The sequence below is a fragment of the Sporosarcina sp. Y1011 genome (genome assembly GCF_057669885.1).
On the sequence record NZ_JBYHFP010000001.1, the window covers coordinates 228066 to 253300 of the forward strand.

Annotated in this window: 22 protein-coding genes and 1 other annotated feature; of the genes, 18 read left to right on the top strand and 4 right to left on the bottom strand. The window is 40.3% G+C overall.

From position 1 onward, the window contains the following. Positions 1-10: 10 nt before the first annotated feature. Positions 11-237, top strand: a binding site (T-box leader). 260 nt (positions 238-497) lie between these two features. Further along, the gene (gene leuS / locus AC25Y5_RS01180) at positions 498-2915 is read left to right on the top strand and encodes a leucine--tRNA ligase (RefSeq protein ID WP_488138721.1); all 2418 of its coding nucleotides are present in this window, start codon (positions 498-500) and stop codon (positions 2913-2915) included. Positions 2916-3010: 95 nt separating this feature from the next. Here the strand turns inward: leuS and AC25Y5_RS01185 are convergent, their stop codons facing one another. Further along, complete coding sequence (locus tag AC25Y5_RS01185) at positions 3011-4294, bottom strand: BaiN/RdsA family NAD(P)/FAD-dependent oxidoreductase (RefSeq protein WP_488138722.1); 1284 nt, start codon at positions 4292-4294, stop codon at positions 3011-3013. A gap of 321 nt (positions 4295-4615) precedes the next feature. Here AC25Y5_RS01185 and AC25Y5_RS01190 point away from each other — a divergent pair, with 321 nt between their 5' ends. The 3 genes from AC25Y5_RS01190 (at position 4616) to AC25Y5_RS01200 (ending at position 7595) form a co-directional block, all read left to right on the top strand. After that, the gene (locus tag AC25Y5_RS01190; protein WP_488138723.1) at positions 4616-4927 is read left to right on the top strand and encodes a hypothetical protein; all 312 of its coding nucleotides are present in this window, start codon (positions 4616-4618) and stop codon (positions 4925-4927) included. Positions 4928-5253: 326 nt separating this feature from the next. Then, a complete protein-coding gene (locus AC25Y5_RS01195) occupies positions 5254-6876 on the top strand; it encodes a putative polysaccharide biosynthesis protein (RefSeq protein WP_488138724.1) in 1623 nt (540 codons plus the stop codon). Next, positions 6876-7595: a pseudouridine synthase gene (locus tag AC25Y5_RS01200; RefSeq protein WP_488138725.1), complete on the top strand. Its 720-nt coding sequence runs from the start codon at positions 6876-6878 to the stop codon at positions 7593-7595. Before AC25Y5_RS01195 ends, AC25Y5_RS01200 begins: the two co-directional genes overlap by 1 nt. A 236-nt stretch (positions 7596-7831) precedes the next feature. On the opposite strand, the gene AC25Y5_RS01205 is transcribed toward AC25Y5_RS01200, so the two are convergent. Further along, the gene (locus AC25Y5_RS01205) at positions 7832-8053 is read right to left on the bottom strand and encodes a DeoR family transcriptional regulator (RefSeq protein WP_482100110.1); all 222 of its coding nucleotides are present in this window, start codon (positions 8051-8053) and stop codon (positions 7832-7834) included. Positions 8054-8325: 272 nt separating this feature from the next. Here AC25Y5_RS01205 and pepV point away from each other — a divergent pair, with 272 nt between their 5' ends. From pepV to AC25Y5_RS01230, 5 genes are read left to right on the top strand one after another with little or no spacing between them, the layout of a single operon-like run. Beyond that, a complete protein-coding gene (pepV, locus tag AC25Y5_RS01210) occupies positions 8326-9729 on the top strand; it encodes a dipeptidase PepV (protein WP_488138913.1) in 1404 nt (467 codons plus the stop codon). A gap of 2 nt (positions 9730-9731) precedes the next feature. After that, a complete protein-coding gene (gene dat / locus AC25Y5_RS01215; protein ID WP_488138726.1) occupies positions 9732-10586 on the top strand; it encodes a D-amino-acid transaminase in 855 nt (284 codons plus the stop codon). Positions 10587-10618: 32 nt separating this feature from the next. Next, positions 10619-11596 (top strand): nuclease-related domain-containing protein, encoded by a 978-nt coding sequence (locus AC25Y5_RS01220; RefSeq protein ID WP_488138727.1) that lies wholly within the window; start codon positions 10619-10621, stop codon positions 11594-11596. A gap of 29 nt (positions 11597-11625) precedes the next feature. Beyond that, a complete protein-coding gene (gene trmB / locus AC25Y5_RS01225; protein WP_488138728.1) occupies positions 11626-12273 on the top strand; it encodes a tRNA (guanosine(46)-N7)-methyltransferase TrmB in 648 nt (215 codons plus the stop codon). Positions 12274-12299: 26 nt separating this feature from the next. Further along, positions 12300-13148 (top strand): YtnP family quorum-quenching lactonase, encoded by an 849-nt coding sequence (locus AC25Y5_RS01230; protein ID WP_488138729.1) that lies wholly within the window; start codon positions 12300-12302, stop codon positions 13146-13148. A gap of 48 nt (positions 13149-13196) precedes the next feature. Here the strand turns inward: AC25Y5_RS01230 and AC25Y5_RS01235 are convergent, their stop codons facing one another. Beyond that, positions 13197-13511 carry a hypothetical protein gene (locus AC25Y5_RS01235; RefSeq protein WP_488138730.1) on the bottom strand — a complete coding sequence of 105 codons (315 nt, stop codon included), beginning with the start codon at positions 13509-13511 and terminating at the stop codon, positions 13197-13199. Between the two features lie 177 nt (positions 13512-13688). Between AC25Y5_RS01235 and AC25Y5_RS01240 the strand changes: the two genes are divergently transcribed. The 9 genes from AC25Y5_RS01240 (at position 13689) to AC25Y5_RS01280 (ending at position 23992) form a co-directional block, all read left to right on the top strand. Beyond that, positions 13689-14762, top strand: a complete 1074-nt coding sequence (locus AC25Y5_RS01240; RefSeq protein WP_488138731.1) for a M42 family metallopeptidase — start codon at positions 13689-13691, stop codon at positions 14760-14762. Positions 14763-14858: 96 nt separating this feature from the next. Beyond that, positions 14859-15380, top strand: coding sequence for a DUF84 family protein (locus tag AC25Y5_RS01245; protein WP_488138732.1), 522 nt, complete (start codon positions 14859-14861; stop codon positions 15378-15380). Positions 15381-15480: 100 nt separating this feature from the next. Further along, positions 15481-16014 carry a hypothetical protein gene (locus AC25Y5_RS01250; protein WP_488138733.1) on the top strand — a complete coding sequence of 178 codons (534 nt, stop codon included), beginning with the start codon at positions 15481-15483 and terminating at the stop codon, positions 16012-16014. Between the two features lie 43 nt (positions 16015-16057). Further along, positions 16058-16876 (top strand): DUF1444 family protein, encoded by an 819-nt coding sequence (locus tag AC25Y5_RS01255; protein WP_488138734.1) that lies wholly within the window; start codon positions 16058-16060, stop codon positions 16874-16876. After that, a complete protein-coding gene (ytpR, locus tag AC25Y5_RS01260; protein ID WP_488138735.1) occupies positions 16873-17478 on the top strand; it encodes a YtpR family tRNA-binding protein in 606 nt (201 codons plus the stop codon). The genes AC25Y5_RS01255 and ytpR overlap by 4 nt, the downstream gene beginning before the upstream one ends. 93 nt (positions 17479-17571) lie before the next feature. Further along, a complete protein-coding gene (locus AC25Y5_RS01265; protein WP_488138736.1) occupies positions 17572-21117 on the top strand; it encodes a DNA translocase FtsK in 3546 nt (1181 codons plus the stop codon). Between the two features lie 112 nt (positions 21118-21229). Next, on the top strand, positions 21230-22543 hold the full coding sequence (murC, locus tag AC25Y5_RS01270; protein WP_482099828.1) for a UDP-N-acetylmuramate--L-alanine ligase: 1314 nt from the start codon (positions 21230-21232) through the stop codon (positions 22541-22543). A gap of 183 nt (positions 22544-22726) precedes the next feature. Beyond that, complete coding sequence (locus AC25Y5_RS01275; protein ID WP_482099827.1) at positions 22727-23209, top strand: DUF948 domain-containing protein; 483 nt, start codon at positions 22727-22729, stop codon at positions 23207-23209. Between the two features lie 51 nt (positions 23210-23260). Beyond that, positions 23261-23992: a YtxH domain-containing protein gene (locus AC25Y5_RS01280; RefSeq protein WP_488138737.1), complete on the top strand. Its 732-nt coding sequence runs from the start codon at positions 23261-23263 to the stop codon at positions 23990-23992. A gap of 50 nt (positions 23993-24042) precedes the next feature. Here AC25Y5_RS01280 and AC25Y5_RS01285 read toward each other — a convergent pair whose 3' ends face one another. Next, positions 24043-25215 (bottom strand): hypothetical protein, encoded by a 1173-nt coding sequence (locus AC25Y5_RS01285; protein WP_488138738.1) that lies wholly within the window; start codon positions 25213-25215, stop codon positions 24043-24045. Between the last annotated feature and the right edge of the window lie 20 nt (positions 25216-25235).

Below are 25235 nucleotides of genomic sequence, written 5' to 3' on the forward strand. Positions count from 1 at the left end.
AGAAGCAATAGCTTTGGCGTAGATGAGGAATAGTAATCTTTGCTGTCGATTTTAGAGAGCAGGCGGTTGGTGAAAGCCTGTACGATGGAGATGAACTCGCCTCGGAGCCTGCATTGGTGAACTACTAAACAGTAAATCAGTAACCCGTGCCGTTGTCCGCGTTAAGGAATCAAGTTGGGCGGTTTTTCCGTCAATTTGGGTGGCACCGCGGGAATCTATAGTACTCTCGTCCCTTATCTTTTTAAGGGACGGGAGTTTTTTATTTTCATTCAGCCGGTGTTCATGCACCGGCTGAATGAAAATAAAGCCTCCGGCGGATGTCACAGATTTTTAAGGGAGTGGAAAGGCAACTTAAGTTCGCCGCGTCCTGCGGCAATAGGAAGGATGCAGTTCAATCCTTCCCTGTTGCATACCTGCATCCTGCAGGCACAAGCTCGATTCAAAATCTGGACGCAATTACGCCGAGGCGCAATTGATTTAAATAGGAGGAATTGTAAATGAGTTATAATCACGGGCAAATTGAAAAGAAATGGCAACAGCACTGGAAGGACAATAAAACATTTAAAATGATGGATGATCCATCAAAACCGAAGTTCTTTGCGTTAGATATGTTTCCATATCCATCGGGGGCGGGTCTTCATGTTGGGCATCCCCTAGGCTATATCGCAACAGACATTTTAAGTTCATTCAAACGGAAGCAAGGCTATAATGTTCTTCATCCGATGGGCTGGGATGCCTTTGGACTTCCGGCCGAGCAATATGCGCTTGATACAGGAAATGATCCCGCTGAATTTACAGCGAAAAATATAGCGACGTTCAAGCGTCAAATGAATGATCTCGGATTTTCATACGATTGGGACCGTGAAATTAATACAACGGATCCATCTTATTATAAATGGACGCAATGGATTTTCATCCAACTTTACAACAAGGGTTTGGCTTATGTTGATGAAGTAGCTGTTAACTGGTGCCCAGCACTAGGTACGGTTTTAGCGAATGAAGAAGTGATTGACGGCAAGTCAGAACGTGGTGGTCATCCAGTCGAGCGACGTCCGATGCGCCAATGGGTACTGCGTATTACAAATTACGCAGATCGTCTTCTTGAAGATTTAGATGAACTGGACTGGCCGGAAAGCTTGAAAGATATGCAACGTAACTGGATTGGTCGTTCAGAAGGGGCGCAGCTGACGTTCGAAATTGATGGAACTGATCTGACGTTTGAAGCATTCACAACACGTCCGGATACGATTTTTGGTGCGACATATGCAGTGCTTGCACCAGAATTAAAATTGGTTGAACAAGTGACTACTGCAGAACAGAAAGATGCAGTCGAAAAATATCTAAATGAAGTGAAAATGAAAAGTGATCTTGAACGAACAGATCTTGCGAAGGAAAAGACTGGTGTCTTTACGGGGGCTTACGCTATCAACCCTGCAAGCGGTGAAAAAATGCCAATCTGGATCGCGGATTATGTTCTTGCGACTTACGGAACGGGCGCAATTATGGCGGTTCCTGCACATGATGAGCGTGACTATGAGTTCGCAAAAGAATTTGACCTTCCAATCATTGAAGTTGTAGCAGGCGGCGACGTTTCTGCAGAAGCGTATGTTGGAGATGGCAAACATGTCAATTCAGGTTTCCTTGACGGATTAGGGAAAGATGAAGCAATTGATAAAGCGATCGCTTGGTTTGTTGAAAATGGCAAAGGCGACAAGAAGATTACATTCCGTCTTCGTGACTGGCTGTTCTCAAGACAACGCTACTGGGGCGAGCCGATTCCAATTATCCACTGGGAAGATGGCACGATGACACCTGTTGAAGAAGCGGATTTACCACTCGTATTACCGGTAACGGATAATATCAAACCAAGTGGAACGGGTGAGTCTCCACTTGCAAACATCGAGGAATGGATAAATGTGACACATCCTGAAACAGGTATGAAAGGTCGCCGCGAAACGAATACGATGCCGCAATGGGCGGGAAGTTGCTGGTATTACTTGCGTTACATCGATCCGGATAACGATGAGATGATCATCGACCCTGAACTTGCGAAACGTTGGTTGCCTGTAGATATCTACGTAGGTGGCGCAGAACACGCGGTTCTACATCTGCTTTACGCACGCTTCTGGCATAAAGTACTTTACGATATCGGTGTTGTACACACGAAAGAGCCATTCCAGAAATTGTTCAACCAAGGAATGATTCTTGGTGAAGGCAATGAGAAGATGTCAAAATCTAAAGGCAACGTTGTCAATCCTGATGATATTGTTCATTCACACGGGGCAGATTCGCTACGTCTTTATGAAATGTTTATGGGACCTTTAGAAGGTTCAAAAGCATGGACGACAAATGGTCTCGATGGAGCTCGTCGCTTCCTTGACCGAATCTGGCGCTTGTTTGTCAATGAAGATGGATCTCTAAGTACGAAAATTGGTGGAAAAACAGGTGGGGCACTTGAAAAGGTCTACCATCAAACAGTGAAAAAGGTGACGGAAGACTTTGAGGGAATGCGTAATAATACTGCGATTTCTCAGTTGATGGTTTTCATAAACGAAGGCTATAAAACAGATACAATTCCAAAAGAATATGTAGAAGGTTTCGTGAAAATGATTTCTCCAGTGGTACCCCATCTTGCAGAAGAGCTATGGGAGAAGTTGGGCCATACGGAGACGATGACGTATGAAACTTGGCCAACATATGACGAATCGAAGCTTGTCGATGATACTGTCGAAATGGCTGTTCAAATTAATGGGAAAGTGCGTGCTAAAATCATCGTATCGAAAGATGTTACGAAGGATGAGCTTGAAAAGCTTGCACTGGAAGATGAACATGTGAAAACACTTCTTGAAGGCAAAGAAGTGAAGAAAGTCATCGCGATTCCAGGAAGACTTATTAATATTGTTGCAGTAGGATAAAGAAAGAAAATCCGCCGAAAGAGATGTATCTCTTCCGGCGGATTTTTTTAGTTGGGTTTCTTGAATCTGGCGTATAGTTTTTCTATTCTCAATGTTTATAAATCAGTCGCGTGCTCTCCTGCATTCATGCCTGCAATTCTGCCAGTAACAAGTGCGGAAGTGATGTTATAACCGCCTGTATAGCCATGAATATCCAAAATTTCACCGCAGAAGTAGAGTCCTTCTTTCTTGCGGGAACCTAACGTTTTTGGAACGATTTCTTTGACAGAGACCCCGCCGCCTGTGACGAATGCTTTTTCAATTGGTTGAGTACCATTGACGTTCATTGAAAAAGCCTTCAATAATTTCGTCAAAGTACGAATTTTTTCTACTTGCATCTGGGCTCCGGTTTCAGTTGGGTCAATTCCCGCCTGGTCGAATAAAAACAGCATCCAGCGTTCAGGTACAATTCCTTTTAACACATTCTTCACGGCTTTCGTTGAATCCGTTTTTAATGATGTGTTGAGCAGTTGGAATACTTTTTCTTCATTGAGTGCAGGCATTGAATCGATTCTCATTTCAACGGGCTTGTTGCCATTTTTCATCCGTTCTTTCACAACGAATTGACTGCATCGTAAAATCGCAGGACCGCTTAAGCCGAAATGGGTGAACAACATGTCCATTTGATGCGTGATAAGATTATTGCCTTTGGCGTTAAGGACCGATACCGCCACGTCACGAAGCGCAAGACCTTGTAGATCCTTTGAGACAATGAAAGGTTCATTTGATAGTAAAGGAACTTCTGTTGGATAAAGTTCTGTCACGGTATGGCCGGCTTTTTCCGCCCATGGATAGCCGTCGCCTGTTGAACCGGTTTGAGGAACCGCTTTTCCACCGACCGCTACAACAACAGCGTGCGAGCGGATTTCCTCGCCAGAATCGAGTCTGACACCAATAATTTGTTCTTCATTCATCAATAGTTTTTTTACGCGCGTTTCTAATCTGACTTCAACATTTAAACGATCCATTTCTTCAAGCAATGCATTGACAACATCTTTTGCTTTATTTGAAACGGGGAACATTCTACCGTGATCTTCTTCTTTCAATGCAACGCCAAGACCCTCGAAAAAGGTAATGATGTCTTCATTATTAAAAACGGCGAAGGGACCGTACAAAAAACGTCCATTGCCTGGAATATTTTTAACGATTTCTTCTTGAGGCAAACGGTTTGTAACGTTACAACGTCCGCCCCCTGAGATGGCCAGTTTAGTGCCAAGTTTTTTACCTTTTTCAAGCAGGAGAACTTTCCTTCCGTTTTCAGCAGCAGCGATTGAAGCCATCAATCCTGATGGGCCTCCGCCAATGATGATGACGTCTGCATCAACATAATTAGTAGTCATTGTATTATCAAGCCTTTCGGTAATGAATTATTAAGTATTAGTTTAACACAGCATCATTAAAAAGCATTGAGGTGGTTGAAAAGGAGAGAAGTAGCAGATGAAAAAATAGCAACCGCATGTGGTACAATTATCATACATGTGAGATTTAAGTGAAGAGGTCTTAGAATGGGTACTCAAGCGGATTTGATGGTGTTTTTCATTTGGTTGCAAACTTCTTTACCAAGACTGAGATGGTACATGTATTGAATTTTAAAGATGAGGAAGCAAAGTTAATGTACTTGAGTATATTTGCTTTGACGAAGAATCGGGAGAGTGTACGGAATGACTAGAGATGAAAATAGCGAAGTTGAAGGACATAGTAGTGAGCAAGTTGAAAATCAAGAGATAACGTATTTAACAAGCGCAGAGAAAGAGCAAATTAGACACGAAGCGTTTCAACAGAAAGAGTGTCAGCGTATCTATAATAAACTGATTAGCCATGCAGGAGGAACGGATATAGTCAGGAAAGGCAGGAGATTGATAGCGAAAAAAATTGCTACCACTTGCTTCCTAAACGCAACAGAGCCTGACTATGAAGAATTTAAGCAAGGTGTACTGATTGCTAACGAAAAAATTAAATTAAAACGAGATTAACCACATTAAACTTGCCTAGCGTTATGAGACATATATAGACTCCCTTCAGGTTGTCTTTTTCCATTACTAAATGGATGAAGGTAGCCTGATTTATCTTGAATTTAATCCCCATTATACGAACTCTGCGATTTTTTATTTGGCGAGTGCCCCTTTGTTTCACTGGTCTATACGTTTTACTCAAACCTTTGTAAGATGCCGACGTCATACATAATGTAAACCACGCTTACAGTTTTTTCAATTCGACACATTTCGCCGTTATTCATTGTGAAAAACGGCGTGTGGGGGTAAACTGTTAAGTAGATTTAGGGAGATTGGAAGGATCAATTATGTCATCAAATCTTGTAAAAGGGACCGCCATACTTACGGTGGGGCTGTTTTTATCTAAAGCACTTGGGCTTTTGTATTTAATTCCGCTTTATGCAATTGTAGGAGAAGAAAATATCGGATTATATCAATACGCTTATATTCCTTACAATATTGCATTGGCCATCGCTATTTCTGGAGCACCATTAGCAATATCAAAATATGTCTCGAAATATAATGCCTTAGGTGATTATGCAACCGGACGGAAATTGCTGAAGTCTGGAATGCTTGTGATGACGCTGACAGGTATTGTTTCATTTATTACTCTCTATTTATTGGCTGAGCCAATTGCTCACCTCGTTCGTAGAGATGAAGAACAAATATTTACGATAGATGATATTGCCGGCGTTATCCGTTGGGTTAGTTATGCACTTCTTGCTGTACCACTTATGAGTATCGTGCGTGGCTTCCTTCAGGGATATCAGAAAATGGAGCCGACAGCAGTGTCGCAACTTGTCGAACAGATTGTTAGAATCATTGTCGTTCTTGGGGGCGCATTTATTGTCGTTAACGTCCTGGATGAATCTCCAAAAGCAGCAATCAGTTTTGCAGTATTCGCAGCATTTATCGGAGCACTAGCAGGTCTTGTAGTCCTCTTTAAATACTGGAAGTCCTATAAGCCTGAACTGGATCATCTGCTTTCGAATAGTCCTCCAGCGAGTAATATTTCTTTCAAAGAGATGTATACAGAAGTATTTGCTTATATATTGCCATTCGTTCTCGTTGGTGTGATCAATCCTCTTTATCAGTTCGTTGACATGATCACATTTAATGAAGCAATGAAATCAATCGGAATGTCTAAGGTTTCCGATACTTACTTAGGGATGTTGAATCTACTGACCCATAAGTTTGTTATGATTCCGGTGATGGTAGCAACTGGATTTTCAATGGCTTTGATTCCGGTCATAACTAGTTATTATGCAAAAAAAGACCAAAAAGGAATCACACGTTCACTTGATCAAACATTTCAAATTATGTTGTATTTGACAGTTCCGATGGTTATCGGATTAATCATCTTATCAAATGAGCTATACCAATTCCTTTATAGTGAAAGTGCTGTCGGAGCAGGAATTCTGGCAAGTTATGCACCAGTCGCTGTTTTGTTCGGATTATATTCAGTGACAGCTGCAATTCTGCAAGGTATTGATCGGCATAAGTGGATTGTGTTTACTTCGTTACTTGGCCTGTTATTTAAACTTGCACTCAATATACCGCTCATTCAAATGTTTGAAACGAATGGTGCTATTCTTGCAACTGCAATTGGATACTCAATCGCAGTAGGCATCAATATCGTCATCATTTCAAAAACCCTTCATTATAAATCGAAGATGGTATTTAGAAGACTAATCCTAATCGCTATATTGAATATCATTATGTTAGTTGCGGTTATGTTTACGCTGAAAGGCTTGACGGCGCTCAGTCCTGCTGACGGAAAAATGCAGTCTCTCTTGTACATTTTTATATGTGCAACAGTTGGTGCAGTCATTTATGGGTATCTGTCACTTAAAACTGGTCTCGCACAGAAGTTATTCGGTGAGCGATTGACTAAATTCACGAAGAAATTAGGCTTTTTAGGAGGAAAATAATGCGTTTAGATAAATTATTGTCAAATATGGGATACGGTACTCGTAAAGAAGTTAAGCAACTTATGAAAAAAGGGGCTGTTCGAGTAAATGAAGATACAGTAAAAGATTCCTCAATGCATGTCAATGTGGACAGTGATGTAGTAACGATACTCGGTGAGCGGGTTGTCTACAAAGAATTTATCTACTTGATGATGAATAAGCCACAAGGTGTATTATCTGCAACGGAAGATTCGAGAGATAGGACAGTTGTTGATCTGCTGGATGAAAAGTATCAGATTTTTGAACCCTTTCCAGTGGGTAGGTTAGATAAAGATACGGAAGGTTTTCTTTTGCTGACAAATGACGGCAAGCTTACGCATAATTTATTGTCTCCTAAAAAAGGTGTCCCGAAAACGTATTATGCACATATCGATGGGATTGTTACGGGGGAAGACGTTGAACGGTTTTTAGAAGGTGTTACATTGGATGATGGCTACGAAACGAAGCCGGGTCAACTGAACATTTTGAAGTCAGATGTCATTTCTGAAGTTGAATTAACAATTACAGAAGGAAAATTCCATCAAGTGAAGCGGATGTTTGAGGCGGTTGACAAGACGGTCATCTACTTAAAACGCTTATCAATGGGACCTTTATCTTTGGATGAAACTCTAGCACTAGGGACATACCGAGAATTGACGGTAGAGGAAATAGAACAGCTCATGCAGATTTCAAAAAAATAAAAAGGGCTGAGCCGTTAGATACGGCTCAGCTTCTTTTATAGTTTAACTAATTCTATAATCTCGTACCGTAGATAACTTCTATTAAGGATATTGCGCTTATAGCCTACGGGTGCCTTTTTAGAGGGCGTCAGGCGCGTTACGCTTAAGATTGTGCCCAGACTGCAGGCGCCAGCCTATATGCCTGCGGAAGCAGGGTTAAGAGCTGGCGCCTTTCGCTTTTCAAGGTTACGTGCGGGTCAAGAAGATAATTTCACTTTTTTTGCTGTCGTTGTCCATTTACCTCGCACCGGGCTCATTATAAGCTCGTTGTATTCCAGGACGTTTAAGTCCCTTTGGACAGTACGGTGAGTGATACCAAATTCTTCTACCAGGTTTTCTGTAGTTACAGTTCCGTTATCAAGGATATAAAAATATACATCTTTGATGCGTGTAAGCATACGATCAGTTGCAGGTTTCAAGTGTGGAATCACCCCTTCATCTTCATTATCCAAAATCATTGGTCATGAGACTTATGAATGTTGCCTAAAGCACGTTGAAATTATTCCTGACACCGCACATCCTTTCGAAAAGGTTGGTACGTCAGATTATTTTTTCTGACAATACCAGTATAACTTATTTATGTAAAGATTGCATGAATTTTTTGTGAAGATTCAGTGAAAGTGGTTTCCACTTTATTTTCTTAGTCTAACGTGTGAAAATAGGGTTATTAAGAAGGAGGGTGTCTTGATTGATGGATTGGAAAATTGAGGCCTTGAAAAACAAAGAGAAGCTGATAGGGGATTTACAGCAATTGATTGCCATTCCTTCTATTTTAGATGAAAGCGCAGCTACGGAAGAAATGCCATTTGGGCCAGAACCGAAACGCGCCTTAGACTGGATATTAGAAGAAGGTAGAAAAGCTGGGATGCTTGTAAAAAATATAGATAATATGGCGGGACATATTGAAATGGGGCAAGGGGATGAACTTTTAGGAATTCTTTGCCACGTTGATGTGGTTCCTGCAGGGAGCAATTGGAATTATGGACCGTTTGCCGGGACGGTGGATGATGATAAGTTATTTGGGCGTGGTGCTATAGACGATAAAGGACCGACAATTGCAGCATGGCACGCGATGAAAATGGTTCAAGAATCTGGAATTATGCTGAATAAGCGAGTGCGCCTCATTATAGGAACAGATGAAGAAAGTGGATTCCGTTGTGTGAAACGCTATTTTGAAAAAGAAGAAATGCCAACGATTGGCTTTGCTCCTGACGCGGATTTCCCAATTATAAACGCTGAAAAAGGAATTGCCTCTGTCCTGTTTAAACAAAAAGCGGTATTTGCTGATCAACAACTCCTGTTTTTCAAATCAGGTAATCGGACAAATATGGTTCCTGATTATGCTGAGGCACATCTTGCGAGGGAAGTCGAAATTGATAATGAGCAATTCGTTACATTTTTAAATATTCATAATGTGACGGGGGGCATTGCCAATGAAAGCGGTCATACTGTCATCAATTTAAATGGGAAATCTGCACACGCGATGGAACCTAACAATGGGATAAATGCAGCTGTACTTTTAGCTTCCTATTTGAATCGTATACTTAAAGAAGGCCCATCGAAGGACTTCACTCAATTCATGTTTGATGCATTTGCAAATGAGTCGCGCGGACTGTTTCTTGGTTTAGCATTCAATGATGAAATGTCGGGAGATACAACGCTGAATGCGGGTATTGTTACCTTTGATTCTAAAACCGGTGGTGAAATCAACGTTAGCATGCGTTATTCAGTCACCTATCCGTTTGAAGAGAAAATAACGACATGTATGGAAAGGTTGGCAGATACGCCATTTTCAATGGATGTAGGATCGAACTCGGAACCCCATCACGTCGATGCTGCTGATCCTCTCATAAGGACTTTACAAGAGGTGTATACTAAGCATACCGGAGAACACGCCGGGCTATTGGCTATTGGCGGTGGCACCTATGCACGCGTCCTTGACAAGGGCGTTGCTTTTGGAATGTTATTTCCTGGTAGGGAAGATGTAGCTCACCAGGCTGATGAATATGTTTATATAGACGATTTAGTGAAGGCAACAGCCATTTATGCAGACGCAATTTGCGGTCTGGCGAGCGGAGAAACGAAAGGGGAATAAAGATGACAGTGTATTTTGTTGACGGACAGTTTACTGAGCGAGAAGGATTAAACATTTCGATTGACGATCGTGGATATTATTTTGGTGATGGTGTCTATGAAGTGATTAAAGTATATGGTGGAGAATTGTATACGGCAGAAGAACATATCAATCGTTTGTATCAAAGTGCTGGAAAAATAAAGTTAGCAATACCTTATGCAGAAGTCCAATTGATGGAGATTGCACGTCAATTAGTAGCTGCTAATAATATTTTAGTTGGTCATGTCTATCTGCAGATTACACGCGGCTCCGCACCTCGACTTCACCAATTTCCTGATTTATCGGTTTCGCCAGTCGTTACTGCATATGCGGTCAACAACCCAAGACCTTTAACAGATATTGAAAACGGAGTCCGAGTTAAAACCGTGGCAGATGTTCGCTGGTTGCGCTGTGATATTAAAAGTCTAAACTTGCTTGGAAATGTTCTCGCTAAACAAGAAGCTATAGAAGCAGGTTGTAGCGAAGCGCTACTTCATCGTGATGGTGTTGTGACGGAAGGATCTGCATCAAATATGTTCGGCGTAAAGGATGGAGCAGTTTATACTCATCCGGTTACGAATCTTATATTGAATGGAATCACGCGACAAGTTGTGCTTGAGCTCTGCAAGGAACAAGGGATTCCATTTATAGAAAAATCATTTACATTGGACGAAGCATTCGAAATGGATGAATTCTTTTTAACGTCAACAAGTTCTGAAGTAATGCCGGTCATTTCAATCGACGATCGGCTTTTAGGGTCAGGAGTACCGGGGCTTGTGACGAAAAAGTTACAAGAAGCATTTGTGGTACAGATTCCGACTTTCATCTCGGGTAATTAATGATAGACAGTATGTGATCGGAGTGATTGGACATGGCGCAACTTGTCAAACTGCTCGACTATGTCTCCCGTTACGAACAGGATCTATCACGTTACCCTTCACAGTATATCCGCTTAAAAAGATATCAATGGGAACGTATGAAGACCCAATGGGAAAGTGGCGCAGATTTATCAGAATGGCAACAGGTGATTCAAGATAATCCAGTAGAACCGATTGAGGGAAAATGGTTTTCCCCTCTAGTCCGGCTCTTTGGTCAACGGAGAACGGGACTGTCAGAAATAGAACCTGCTAATGAAGAGATTGTAAGTGAAGATGAAGAAGACAATTTCGGCTTTAACCCGAACTTAATTCATAACCCATCCAATTTAGAACAATTAAGAAAACTGTATTTGGATCAACTTTTTCATTTTCAGATAAAATGGGCTAGCTCCACATTAATGGATAAGTCGAAAGTCAATACTCGTTTTACGCGAGATACCCTTTTAAGGAGTTTGGCCCAGCAGCTTCCAGACAATTATTTATTGTTCTATTACCCGATTCTGTTATTAAAAAAAGCGCCTGTGGAACTCGATATTATCATCGTGACACCAGTTGAATGCCAATGCATAACTGTACTTGAATCAGAGAATCTTGCGGCTTATAGCGGTAGCGGAGACAGATTCTGGCTAAAGAAGTCAGGTAACAAAGATTCGAAAATACTAAGTCCGCTTATCGCGCTAAATCGAACTGAAAAAATTATAACTAGCATATTTAATGCTCAAAAAATTGATTTTCCTATTCGGAAATATTTGGTTTCACGAAATGGGTATATCGATCACCCTGGAAAGGCATTCGATGTTGAAATTGTTGATAGGCGATCCTACGAGGAATGGTTTTCTAGGCTCAGTAAATCGTCTGTGCCAATGAAATCGACACAGTTCAAAGCAGCCCAATCAATTCTTAATGTGGGACAAACAACTTCGATTAGCAGATTATTTGGTCCTGATGACGAACAACCCGCTGAAGAATAATTAATTATAAATAGAAAAGAGTGTATATAATGCGACTTCGCAATAAACCATGGGCGAGGGACTATATGGCAGAACACCCCGATGTCCTTTTAGCAGAACCAGAAAAAATGATAAATGGGTGGCATACCCTTTTTGGAAACGACAATCCGATTCATATAGAAGTCGGATCAGGAATGGGTCAATTTATTATCGGCATGGCAATTGCCAACCCAAATGTGAATTATATCGGTATTGAACATTTTGATAATGTGATTGTTTCAGCACTTGAAAAAGCGGTGGAAGCAAATAAACCATCTAATTTACGATTGTTTCGTGCAAATGGAATGGATCTTGCAAAGATCTTCCATATAGGAGAAATCGACAGAGTATATTTGAATTTTTCCGATCCTTGGCCGAAAGCTAGAAATGCCAAACGGAGATTAACACATGAAACATTTTTAAAGTTATACGAGGAAGTACTCGCGCCCGGAGGGGAAATTCATTTTAAAACGGATAACCGTCTTCTGTTCGAATACTCACTTGTATCTATGTCGCAGTACGGTATGAAACTTTGTTTAGTATCCCTCGATTTACATGCAGAAATGCCGGAGGATAATATAATGACGGAATACGAAGAGAAATTTTCAGCTAAAGGTCATCCGATATACAGACTTGAATCCAGATTTACAAACATGTAAGTTAATTAGGGAATGGGGGCTGTTTCATGGATACATATACATTTCATGCAATGAAGTTGACATGGCTAGATGGCAGCGGAAATTATTTAGACGGTGGGACAATGTTTGGTGTTGTTCCAAAAGCTCTCTGGTCGAAGCGCTATGAATCGGATGAACAAAATCGTATTAAAATGAGAAATGATCCGATTCTGATTCAGTTCGCAGGGAAAAATATATTGATTGACACTGGTCATGGAAATGGGAAAATGTCTGAAAAGACGAAAAGAAATTTGGGGATTTTCGGAGATTCGAAGGTGGTAGAGAATCTGTCCCAGCTCAACCTGTTAGCTGAAGATATTGATATAATTTTAATGACGCACTTGCATAATGACCACGCGGCTGGTTTGACAGAATGGCGTGAAGGGAATCTAGTTTCCGTTTTTCCAAATGCAACTATTTTTGTTTCGAAAATTGAATGGGACGAAATGCAAAGCCCGAATATTCGTTCCAGAAATACATATTTAAAAGAAAACTGGGAGCCTGTTCAACAGCAGGTAAAGACATTTGAAGAAAGCATGACGATCATGCAGGGGATTGAAATGGTTCATACAGGCGGTCATAGCAATGGTCATAGTATTATCAAATTGACGCAAGGTGGCGAGACGATTCTTCATATGGCTGATATCATGCCTACTCAGGCACACAGTAATCCATTGTGGGTATTGGCTTTTGATGATTACCCGATGACATCGATTTTTGCAAAAGAGAAATTGATGAAAGAAGCACTTGCGGGGAGTTATAGATTTACTTTTTATCATGATGCTTATTACAGACTAGTGAGATGGGATACAAGCGGAAAAGAAATTATCGAATCAATTAAAGTTTCAGGTAAATAAAAAAACCGCCACACGCCCGGAGATTTCCGGGCGTGTGGCGGTTTTTTATTAGGATTTTACTAGTTCAACAACTGTACCCGTTTTTGCGTCGGCCGCAAATTCGAATTGTTCCAGTACACCTTCTTTAATCCGTGATATGCCACCACGGTAAACATCCATTGTAATTACATTGTTCGTGTATGGCTCAGTTTTCATGACGATCCATGAACCATCTATTGGACCTTCGTTTTTAAAAGCATCTTTAATTGTGTTTAAAACCGAGTCTGCAGAAACATTCTGATTCATACGGTCGATTGATTCACTGACAATAACTCCAGCAGCAACACCTGTCAACACACCAGCTAGGAAATCTTTTAACTTCATATTCATTACCCCCTACAATCGGTATTTCAACTAGTGTACCACAAATTTACTTATCTTTGCCAAGCTAGCCAATGGAAATAGTAATTCGATTAACGAATTAATCGTTGGAAAGTTTCTGACTAATCGACTACACTAATTACAGTAGATCAATACATGATAAGTAGGGGGCAATATTCAATGCACAAAGATACACTTGAGATGTTTAAAACGTTGACTGAACTTCCGGGCGCACCGGGTAATGAACATGCTGTGCGTGATTATATGCGGGGTGAACTTGCTAAGTATTCCGATGAGTTAATTCAAGATAATCTGGGTGGTATTTTCGGTGTCAGAAAAGGTCCTGAAGATGGTCCGCGTATTATGGTTGCGGGCCATATGGATGAAGTCGGATTCATGGTGAGTCAAATAACGGATAATGGAATGATCCGTTTTCAGCCGCTTGGCGGATGGTGGAGCCAAGTCCTTCTAGCGCAACGTGTTGAAATTATAACGGTAAACGGTCCCGTAACTGGTGTGATTGGTTCGATTCCACCGCATTTGCTAAGTGATGCAGTGCGGAACAAGCCGATGGACATTAAAAATATGCTAATCGATATTGGTGCAGATAATAAGGAGGACGCAATAACAATCGGCATCCGTCCTGGTCAACAAATTGTACCTGTTAGCCCGTTCACACCACTGGCAAATAACAAGAAAATACTTGCTAAAGCATGGGATAACAGATATGGCTGCGGTCTAGCCATTGAGTTACTAAAAGAAGTACATGGTGAAGTGTTGCCAAATAATTTGTACTCAGGAGCAAACGTACTTGAGGAAGTCGGTCTCCGTGGAGCCGCAGCGGCTGCAACAATGATCAATCCAGATTTGTTTTTTGCGTTAGATGCGAGTCCTGCAAATGATGCTGCTGGTGATAAAAGTGAGTTTGGTCAACTTGGAAAAGGTGCATTACTTCGTCTTTTTGATCGCACGATGGTAACACATCGTGGCATGCGCGAATTTATCCTTGATATGGCAGAAACACATAACATTCCTTATCAGTACTTCATCTCACAAGGTGGGACGGATGCTGGTCGAGTTCATACATCCAATGAAGGAGTTCCAAGTGCTGTGATTGGCATATGTTCACGCTATATTCATACATCGGGATCAATCATCCATACAGATGACTATGCGGCGGCAAAAGAACTACTTGTGAAATTAGTACAAGCAAGTGATAAAACGACAGTGGAAACAATCAAAAGCAATGTTTGAGTATTGCGCTATTATAGACTGATTAAGGTCGTCCTAGCACTCCCTAATAATGTGCCAGGACGACTTTCTACATGGATAAATCGGAGGGGAAGTTGAATGGATTTTATGATTGGTTCTGTCAATGTGGCAAAAGTAACAGCTGCAAATGATGTGATTTCTCACTACTTCCCACATTCAATCATTTCAAGCGTTGAAGTAGGTTCGGGCGTTTCTAATCAACCGTACGGTGACGAGGATACAAGGTTAGGAGCAATCAATCGTGCTTTACGAGCTGCAGGCAAGAACGGAGAAACGATTGGAATCGGGCTTGAGGGTGGCGTTCGTTTAATCGATGAGCAAATGTATCTTTGTAATTGGGGAGCTCTCGTACTTCCAAATGGAAAAAGGTTTACGGCTGGTGGAGCACAAATACCCTTACCGCAAGAAATTGCGGTAAGGGTGGCAGCGGGAAACGAACTTGGCCACGTTGTCGATACCTATTTTGAATCGAGTGGAATCCGAAGTAAAGAAGGAGCGATAGGCATGTTTACTGCAGGTGCGGTAAATCGTAATGACCTATTTAAACATATTATGCAACTACTAATCGGACAATTAAAATACTATCAACGTTCACAGTAATTACGAAGTTGCCACATCTATAAGTTGTAAGAGGTTGCAACAGGAGAGTAACATCTTTAAAATGGTTATGGAGTTCAAATTAATGATTGGAGGAAATCGAATGTTCCGGAAATGGAAATTCATATTCCTGATGATGATATCCATTATACTGCTTACAGCATGTGGAAAATCGCTTGATGAAAGAGCTACTGCAGGAATCGAGGCGGCGCGAGAAGCATTTCAATTGAATGATAAAAGTCCTACTGAAGAAATAGATGGTATTAAATTATACAAGCCTGCCGGGTTTGCGATGAATGATAGTTCAGATGAGCAAAATATCGTCTTTACAAAAAATGATGAGACGTTCATCCTTTTTATTAATCCAAATGAGAAGAGTGACAGTAAACTATTTTATGATTTGCTCCTAATCGATAAGAGTAAAGAAATTATTGAGCAAGCCACATTCTCTGATGATGGCACATTCGGTTTCGCAGCGGTTGTAAAAAGCGGTGAGGATAATGTGGAGCTTATTGTAAGTGTAGGTGGATCCAAAATCACGACAATGACAAAAAAGAAAAAAATTGAAGAAAACTTACCGAAGATGATGGAAATCGTACGGTCTATTGAGCAGAGTTCTACTACAACTGCCGAGTAGGCAAAATGATTCAGTTATCCGATAAATGGAGGCAAAAAGATCTATGAATTCTCAAAAACTGGTATCAATCTTAAAAGAACAACTTTCATCCGAACATTTTATTTGGAAGTTCGACCGGAAAGCGGATAAGGTTCGTCTTGAGCATTCGATTCTTAAAAAAGGAATGGATATATCGCTCCCGGAAATTCTGGTTAAATATGAACGCAAAAAGGAAGTAGCTATAAAAGAAATAGTCTATACAATTGGGGAAACATTTAAAGCGATGGAAAAAGAACAATCAGAAGGATTTGTAGATAGCGCAGTCATTTTCCCGGTTATTAGATCATCTTCATTTCCTGAGGAATCAGCTGCTGGGCATCGATTTCTAATGAAAGAGCATACTGCGGAAACGCGTATCTATTATGCACTCGACCTTGGAACTACTTACCGATTAGTTGACGAAAGTATGCTTGAATCAATCGGAATGTCTGAAATGGAAGTAACAGAATCTGCACTTTTCCGTGTTAGGGCATTGCCAACTGCTATGAAACAAGATGAAGTGTCGGGGAATATCTTTTACTTTATCAACAATAATGATGGCTACGATGCCAGTAGGATACTTAACAGTGCATTCTTGAAAGAGATGGCAGGAAAAGTTGAAGGACATATGACCGTTTCCGTCCCACATCAAGACGTGCTAATAATTGGTGATATCCGAAATGATACAGGTTATGATGTGCTGGCACAGATGGCTATGCATTTCTTTACAACAGGCGCTGTTCCAGTAACCTCTCTGTCATTCATCTATGACGATGGTAAACTGGATCCAATTTTTATCATGGCTAAAAATCGTTTGGCAAGAAGGGAAGGCAAGAAAAAATGAATGTATTTTATAATTTAGATGGTGTTGGGGATGTATTGCTATTTCAACTTACACTTACACGGCCGCAAGCGGTTATCTCGAAATCGTCAGGAGATGTAACGTTAATTCAAGATGAGGCGACTGAAGAAGTAATTGCATTTAACCTCTTCAAAGCATCGACTTATTTGGATATTCAAACAGTCGGCGAAGTTGAATTAACTGAAGACGTAGTTAAACGACTTCAAGAAGCGCTTTTGAAGAATAACGTGGAACTTAAACTTGATGTTGATTTTACTCCGAAATTTGTTGTAGGGCATATATTGAAAAAAGAAAAACATCCTGACGCGGATAAATTGAGTGTTTGTCAAGTAGATATAGGAGAAAAGGCGGTCCAGATTGTCTGTGGTGCACCGAACGTAGAGGAAGGGCAGAAAGTTGTTGTCGCAAAAGTTGGCGCCGTTATGCCATCAGGAATGGTTATACGAGATGCGGAACTTCGCGGAGTCCCTTCGGCTGGGATGATATGCTCAGCTAAAGAACTTGGGTTGGTTGATGCCCCTGTAGAAAAAGGGATTTTAGTTTTAGATAGCCAGGCTATAGCTGGAGAAGCATTCAATAAGTAGGAGACCGGAAGCGTACCGATATGGTACGTTTTTCTTATTTATGTTATTGATTTGATTTAGTCGTGTCAGTACTGTTAAAATAGAGTGATTGACATGAAAAGAGTGATAGTCTTGAGTTGGTTTAAAAAGATTACTAGCAGGTTATTTGGAACGGATGAAATTAACGAACAAGAAAATGTACATTATGAAAAAAGTGAAATTGAGGATTCGTTACATAAACTAGACAGAAAGAATAGTGCATCCTTTCGTTTTCCAATTATCTCGGATGCAGAAATTTATGGCTGGGATGATGGACCAACGAAAGAACATGAAAAACCTGAATCTAAACCTCATATGGAAAAAGAAGAGATTGATAGCTATGAAACAAAACCACTTTATGAGAACGATAAATGGCCGAGTGATACTAGACCTGTAAATGTATATAGGTCTGAATCGGCATTGAAGTATGGAAAGGGAAAAGAAGTAGTTAAAAGACCTTCTTCTCCACCGGATAAAACGAATAAAGACAAATTACCTTCGAGAGCAAGTACGACCGTCCAGAAACGTTCAAGTAAACCATTTACACCGACTGCAGTACCTTCTCCCGTTTATGGATACACAAACCCTGGGAGGTCAGCGTCGAAATCAATTATTGTGGAAGACATGAAACAGGAACCGCTGAATTTTGAAGTTGAAAATATTAACAAAGAGCAACTGTTGCCAGGGAATGAAAAGAAAGCGTTTATAGTAGCATCATCGGAAAAAGAAATTGTGCCTGATCGAACCGATATAATTGAAGTAAATACTCAAGATGAGCTAGTTAAAACGGAGTCAACAGTTGAAGTAGATACTCAAGCTGAGCTTGTTAACACGGAATCAATAATTGAAGTAAATACTCAAGATGAGCTAGTTAAAACGGAGTCAACAGTTGAAGTAGATACTCAAGCTGAGCTTGTTAATACGGAATCAATAATTGAAGTAAATACTCAAGATGAGCTAGTTAAAACGGAGTCAACAGTTGAAGTAGATACTCAAGCTGAGCTTGTTAATACGGAATCAATAATTGAAGTAAATACTCAAGCTGAGCTAGTTAAAACGGAGTCAACAATTGAAGTAGATACTCAAGCTGAGCTTGTTAATACGGAATCAATAATTGAAGTAAATACTCAAGATGAGCTAGTTAAAACGGAGTCAACAGTTGAAGTAGATACTCAAGCTGAGCTTGTTAATACGGAATCAATAATTGAAGTAAATACTCAAGCTGAGCTAGTTAAAACGGAGTCAACAATTGAAGTAGATACTCAAGCTGAGCTTGTTAATACGGAATCAATAATTGAAGTAAATACTCAAGATGAGCTAGTTAAAACGGAGTCAACAGTTGAAGTAGATACTCAAGCTGAGCTTGTTAATACGGAATCAATAATTGAAGTAAATACTCAAGCTGAGCTAGTTAAAACGGAGTCAACAATTGAAGTAGATACTCAAGCTGAGCTTGTTAATACGGAATCAATAATTGAAGTAAATACTCAAGATGAGCTAGTTAAAACGGAGTCAACAGTTGAAGTAGATACTCAAGCTGAGCTTGTTAATACGGAATCAATAATTGAAGTAAATACTCAAGCTGAGCTAGTTAAAACGGAGTCAACAATTGAAGTAGATACTCAAGCTGAGCTTGTTAATACGGAATCAATAATTGAAGTAAATACTCAAGATGAGCTAGTTAAAACGGAGTCAACAGTTGAAGTAGATACTCAAGCTGAGCTTGTTAATACGGAGTCAACAGTTGAAGTAAATATTCAAGATGAACTCATTGAAATGGACTCAAGAATAGTAGAAGATGTGATTTCGGAAGCAGCAGCAGATGTTACAGAGATTCCTGAAGTTGAAGTTGTTGAAATAGAATCTAGAGTAACAGAAGAAGACTTCGTAGGAATTATTAAAGGCACACCGGAACATACTAATACTGAGTTAACAGAAATGACGGAGCATCCTATTACAGAGGAATTGACAGTAGAACAATATCCAGAAAAAATAAAAGAACGCATTGTTCCTTTTAATGTATTGATGCTGAAATCCGATAAAGAGAAAATGAAGTCAGTAATAGCTGATAATCCGAAAAAGGTTATTAAAAATGATACTGTAATGAAAAAAGATGTAAAACCTGACGAACCAATACTTGACCCACGAGAAAAAAGTTTAATCAATCCAGACAGAATAGATAGCGATAATAAAGAAGAGGAAGAGCCATATTACGCTTTTCCATCACTTGACTATCTGATTCCACCCGAAGCACAAATCGAGGACACCGAATGGCTTGAATCGCAGTCGGGAAAACTTGAGGAAGCGTTGTCTCATTTTGCGGTCAAGGCAACTGTCATTGAAGCGATGCAAGGTCCGACAGTTACTCGTTTTGAACTTACTGTCGGAGTTGGTACAAAAGTAAGCAAAGTAAGGAACTTGACCGATGACTTGAAACTTGCGCTTGCAGCGGAAGACATTCGGATACAAGCGCCAATTCCAGGGAGAAGTTCCATCGGTATCGAAATCCCGAATCGAAAGACGAGAGCAGTTAGGATATCCGAGGTTATCGCAACAGATCAGTTTAGAACATCTTCCTCACCTTTAGAGGCTGTGCTTGGTCTAAGTCTGACGGGAACACCCGTAACCTTGGATTTACGGAAAATGCCGCACGGGATGATTGCGGGCGCTACAGGTTCAGGTAAATCCGTCTGCATTAATTCGATATTGGTGAGTTTGCTTTACAAAGCTACACCAACAGATTTGAAAATGATGCTTATAGATCCAAAAATGGTTGAACTTGCACCATTTAATGGTATTCCACATCTAATCAGCCCAGTAATTACAGACGTCAAAGCAGCAACTGCTGCTTTGAAATGGGCAGTTGCAGAAATGGAAAGACGGTATGAGTTACTTGCTCATGCAGGCGTCAGGGATATTGAACGTTATAACAAAGCAGTTGTAGAAAGTCGCAGGTTCTCATTGAAAATGCCTTATCTGCTTATTGTAATTGATGAACTTGCCGATTTGATGATGATTGCGCCGGCAGATGTTGAAGTGTCGATTAGTCGCATCGCACAGAAAGCACGTGCATGTGGTATTCACTTAATCATCGCCACTCAGCGGCCTTCTGTCGATGTAATCACGGGCACAATTAAAGCAAATATTCCTACACGTATTGCATTCTCAGTTTCATCCCAAATTGATTCAAGAACAATTATTGATTCTCCTGGAGCGGAAAGACTGCTTGGAAAAGGAGATATGCTTTATATTGGAAACGGACAATCTTCAAATGTTCGTCTGCAGGGTACATTTGTCACGGACGAGGAAATAGAACGTATAATAGAACACGTACAGAACGAGGCGTCACCCGAGTATTTATTTGGTCAAGATGAACTTCTCGCAAGTAGTATTGAAGAAGAAGAAGGCGATTCACTTTTCGAAGAGGCTTGTCTCTTTATTCATGAAACAGGCAGTGCATCTACATCATTATTACAACGCAATTTCAGCATAGGCTATAATCGGGCTGCCAAACTGATTGACCGAATGGAAAAGAACGGTTTCATATCAGGTCAGCGAGGTAGTAAGGCACGGGATGTTTTTTTAACAGAGAGTGATTTAGAGCAGCTTACAGAACGTTAGGAATAATAACCTGCTTGATGAAGTACAGGTATAATAGAATAGTCCATGAAATTCGGAAAAAGATAATTAGTTTTAATTAAGGGGAACAGAAATGATCCCGGGAGGTTTCAATATGACGTTGTTTCATTTTACTGGCATTAAAGGATCCGGAATGAGTTCGCTTGCACAGATACTCCATGATTCTGCCCATGAGGTACAAGGTTCAGATGTAGAAAAATGGTTTTTTACAGAAGATCCACTTCATGAAAGAGAAATACCTATTTTAGCATTTGATGAAAAAAATATTAAACCAGGAATGATCATTATTGCAGGAAATGCTTTTCCTGACAGTCATTCGGAGCTTGTTAAAGCAAAAGAGCTAGGTCTCGAGATTATTCGCTACCATGACTTTTTAGGCCAATATATGAAAAAATTCATTTCTGTCGGAGTGACGGGGTCACACGGTAAAACGTCGACTACTGGTTTACTTGCCCATGTATTATCCGGACATTCACCCACTTCATACTTAATAGGAGATGGTACTGGCAGCGGTCCAGTAGATAGTGAATACTTTGTCTTCGAAGCATGCGAGTACAAACGCCATTTTCTTGCATATGAACCTGATTATGCAATCATGACGAATATCGATTTTGATCATCCTGACTACTTTAAAGATTTAGCGGATGTGATGGATGCTTTTGGAGAGATGGCGCTGCGGGTGAAAAAAGGCCTGATAGCTTGTGGTGATGATAGGCACCTGCAAAAAATTCAAGCAAATGTACCTGTCGTTTATTATGGGTTTGATGATTCGAATGATTTTGCAGCTAATAATATTACCAAAACGGTAGAAGGATCGACATTCGATGTCTATGTACGCAATGAATTTTATCACACTTTTTCAATTCCGCTAGCTGGGGATCATGCAATCTTAAATTCACTTGGTGTTATCGCTCTTTGTCATTATGAAGGGGTTAAAGCATCGATTATCCAAGAAAGGTTATCTACTTTTAATGGTGTGAAAAGAAGGTTTACTGTAATTGAAACGGAAGGTAGAATTATTGTAGATGACTATGCTCACCATCCGACTGAAATTCAGGCGACATTACAGTCAGCTAAGCAGAAATATCCGGACCGAGAAATTGTAGCTATATTTCAACCGCATACATTTACGAGAACGGCAGCCCTTATGGGAGGATTTGTAGAAAGTCTTTCAACTGCTGATCACATCTATCTATGTGATATATTTGGATCAGCACGTGAAGAAGCTGGAAATCTAACCATTAATGATTTAATCAGTAAGATTCCAGGCGCTAAACACCTGGAACTCGAAAATATCGAAGAACTTGAAATGAATAACCCAGCAGTTTATTTATTCATGGGTGCGGGTGATGTTCAGAAATACTTGAACGCATTCAAATCATTTATCGAAACAAAGGAAACAGCTTAATCCTACGGGATTGGCTGTTTTTTCCGTTTGTAAAAACACTAAGACGTGTATTTTGTTAAATTGATTTTCGTTACCATGAAGGAAATTGAAGATTTGTGTCGAAGTAGTTCTAGAGACATAACGTTTACTTTGTCCCGAAAAAGGGTATACAAAGATATATGAGCATTTGAAGGAGGCAGTGCCTTGGAAAATCTTCTGTACATAGCGGCAATTGTCGCTGCAATCGCATTCTTAATTTTATGCGTAAGCCTAGCAATGACACTGTTCTCATTGAAGAACACATTAAAGGGTGTTTCTGAAACGATGGAAGGGCTAACCTCACAACTTGAAGGAGTAACAACTGAAACGACAGAGCTTCTTCATAAAACCAACAACCTTGCCGAAGACATTCAGTTGAAAGCAGAAAAGTTAAACACAGTAGTGGATGCTATGAAAGGGGTAGGTGAGTCCGTGACGGATCTTAACTCTTCCGTTCGTCGGGTTTCCGCCAACATAACTACTGAAGCAGAACGAAACAGCGATAAGATTGTCCAGGTCGTTCAATGGAGCAGTGTAGTTATGGGCATAATGGATAAGCTGAAAGAACGAAAGACAAGCAGTACTGGTTGGACAGCTTATACGCCTGTACCTGGACAAAAAAGATTACCCAGCCCTATTGATCGTTAATAGGAAAAGGTTAAAACATGACACTGTATTTGAAAATAGGAGGAATCGATTATGAATGAAGACCGCAAAGTGAAACCGAACTATAATGACCCTAATTCCAACAAAGACTACAATTCAGGGAGCAGCAAAGAATATGAGAATTCTTATGGCGAGCCGTCTTACTTGCCGGCAAATTATGATCACAATCGAGTCTATACCAATTCTTTTTATGAAGATGAAGAAAGTTCAGGAGCAGGTAGTTTCCTAGCCGGCGCATTAGTCGGGGGAGTGATAGGAGCTGCGGCAGCACTTTTCCTTGCACCGAAATCAGGAAGTGAAATGCGTGGAGATCTTACAACACAGGCGTCACACTTAAAAGATAAAAGTATTGAAATCAGTTCAGTGGCAAAAGAAAAAGCAACGGGATTGACTTCAGCTGCAAAAGAGAAAACTGGAGAATTTTCAAAAACAATTCAGGAGCAATCAGGACAACTGGTCGATAAAGTAAAATCGATGAAATCAAAAACTTCTGTTCCGATGGATGATGGAACAGCATCCTCCGAAGGAGAAGAATCGGTTGATTTCATAGATACTGCTAAAACGAAATTAGAGGATGCATATGAGGCTGGTGAAGAACAAGTGACTGCTACTGCAGATGCATTGCAAAAAGCAGTTGCTAAGTCTTCTAACGACGCTGAAAAGGCTGAAACAGGTAATAGCGATGTTGCGTATAGCAACAGCGAGAATCTTGGGAAAGATAAAATCACAAACCAGAATTATGTATCAGACACGCTTGGTAAATAAAAAACTGTACTTTAGAAAGTCCGTCTACCCAATTTAGGTAGACGGACTTTTTATGTGAAGACAATCTCCAAGATATCTCCGCCATCTATCGGATCGTTGAATCCAATTGGTTTGCTGTTTCGTAGCAGCTGATACTGGCTTGGCGAATTTTCAGGCATACTATAATCGGTAAATGCAAAGATATCACTGAAGCGGATAGGACTTTCAGTCAATGTAACAAAATCGAGACGGTCGCCTTGTTTTGTAGTTTGGGAACCTTGAACAGTAAGTCCATTTAAAGTAATAGCAAGTCGCTGTTTTTGAATCGCAACTTCCTCGTTATTGAAAAAAACCGTTATGATATCATTCGTTTTTTTTCCTATTTCTAAAATTACTTCATCCACTGTTGGAAAAGGATGGATTTGTATATTAATTTCGTCACCCTCATTGATAACTTGTTGAAGTCGCGCGGGAATCCCGTTGACGAAAAGTTCAGCAGTCTTTCTTTTCAATGTGACTGGTTTCTGATTGACTGTTAATGTGAATGTATTTTTATCTAAAAAATTACTATGATCGGTATTTTCTAATATTGCTGCGAGTGTTTTAGTATGGGAAGCAGAAATCTTATCTCGATCTTTAATAGGGGTGTGTATACTTCTAGAAAACCCATTAATATGAATGGATGGTTCCAATTTGATAGGAACTCCATCAATTGATGCATTGATGGGTATCAAATTTTCGAGAAGATCACTTACTTTAGCGGATGCATCTAAACCGTTAATACCAGGCATCAACTCGATTATGTCTCCGTTTGTAATCGGTTTTTTTGTACTAACAGGTAAGCCATTTAACAGAATAATTGAAGGGGTACCATGCTCGCCAGGTATTAATATGTCATTATCATTTACCGTGACGGTCATCCCGAGACCTGGGCTTCCATATAATTGGCGGGCCTTAATATTTGCCGCAAGAAGCGCGTCTCCGACAGTCATTTCCTTCAATTCAAATAGTCTAAGCACTTTATTGTTTACAGATATTAACATGTATTGGATTGGCGCTCTTCTTGCAGCAATAGCGATTCCAATCGGAGTTACTAATTCAGGTGAAGAAACGATACTAGGCTCTAAAGTGACTCCAGTAAGTGCATCTAGTCCGCGGATCCCGACTCTGTTTTCAGGTAAATCTAGACATATGCTAATTTCTTTGGCTAGTCCGGGTGTTAAGCTACCGCCACCCACAAGCATGATTGCTTTCGGTGATTTTG

What these genes read in the sequence shown, in the direction of transcription:
- leuS (WP_488138721.1), top strand. Translation starts at nt 498, where the DNA reads ATGAGTTATAATCACGGGCAAATTGAAAAGAAATGGCAACAGCACTGG.
- AC25Y5_RS01185 (WP_488138722.1), bottom strand. Translation starts at nt 4,294, where the DNA reads ATGACTACTAATTATGTTGATGCAGACGTCATCATCATTGGCGGAGGC.
- AC25Y5_RS01190 (WP_488138723.1), top strand. Translation starts at nt 4,616, where the DNA reads ATGACTAGAGATGAAAATAGCGAAGTTGAAGGACATAGTAGTGAGCAA.
- AC25Y5_RS01195 (WP_488138724.1), top strand. Translation starts at nt 5,254, where the DNA reads ATGTCATCAAATCTTGTAAAAGGGACCGCCATACTTACGGTGGGGCTG.
- AC25Y5_RS01200 (WP_488138725.1), top strand. Translation starts at nt 6,876, where the DNA reads ATGCGTTTAGATAAATTATTGTCAAATATGGGATACGGTACTCGTAAA.
- pepV (WP_488138913.1), top strand. Translation starts at nt 8,326, where the DNA reads ATGGATTGGAAAATTGAGGCCTTGAAAAACAAAGAGAAGCTGATAGGG.
- dat (WP_488138726.1), top strand. Translation starts at nt 9,732, where the DNA reads ATGACAGTGTATTTTGTTGACGGACAGTTTACTGAGCGAGAAGGATTA.
- AC25Y5_RS01220 (WP_488138727.1), top strand. Translation starts at nt 10,619, where the DNA reads ATGGCGCAACTTGTCAAACTGCTCGACTATGTCTCCCGTTACGAACAG.
- trmB (WP_488138728.1), top strand. Translation starts at nt 11,626, where the DNA reads ATGCGACTTCGCAATAAACCATGGGCGAGGGACTATATGGCAGAACAC.
- AC25Y5_RS01230 (WP_488138729.1), top strand. Translation starts at nt 12,300, where the DNA reads ATGGATACATATACATTTCATGCAATGAAGTTGACATGGCTAGATGGC.
- AC25Y5_RS01235 (WP_488138730.1), bottom strand. Translation starts at nt 13,511, where the DNA reads ATGAAGTTAAAAGATTTCCTAGCTGGTGTGTTGACAGGTGTTGCTGCT.
- AC25Y5_RS01240 (WP_488138731.1), top strand. Translation starts at nt 13,689, where the DNA reads ATGCACAAAGATACACTTGAGATGTTTAAAACGTTGACTGAACTTCCG.
- AC25Y5_RS01245 (WP_488138732.1), top strand. Translation starts at nt 14,859, where the DNA reads ATGGATTTTATGATTGGTTCTGTCAATGTGGCAAAAGTAACAGCTGCA.
- AC25Y5_RS01250 (WP_488138733.1), top strand. Translation starts at nt 15,481, where the DNA reads ATGTTCCGGAAATGGAAATTCATATTCCTGATGATGATATCCATTATA.
- AC25Y5_RS01255 (WP_488138734.1), top strand. Translation starts at nt 16,058, where the DNA reads ATGAATTCTCAAAAACTGGTATCAATCTTAAAAGAACAACTTTCATCC.
- ytpR (WP_488138735.1), top strand. Translation starts at nt 16,873, where the DNA reads ATGAATGTATTTTATAATTTAGATGGTGTTGGGGATGTATTGCTATTT.
- AC25Y5_RS01265 (WP_488138736.1), top strand. Translation starts at nt 17,572, where the DNA reads ATGAAAAGAGTGATAGTCTTGAGTTGGTTTAAAAAGATTACTAGCAGG.
- murC (WP_482099828.1), top strand. Translation starts at nt 21,230, where the DNA reads ATGACGTTGTTTCATTTTACTGGCATTAAAGGATCCGGAATGAGTTCG.
- AC25Y5_RS01280 (WP_488138737.1), top strand. Translation starts at nt 23,261, where the DNA reads ATGAATGAAGACCGCAAAGTGAAACCGAACTATAATGACCCTAATTCC.
- AC25Y5_RS01285 (WP_488138738.1), bottom strand. Translation starts at nt 25,215, where the DNA reads ATGCTTGTGGGTGGCGGTAGCTTAACACCCGGACTAGCCAAAGAAATT.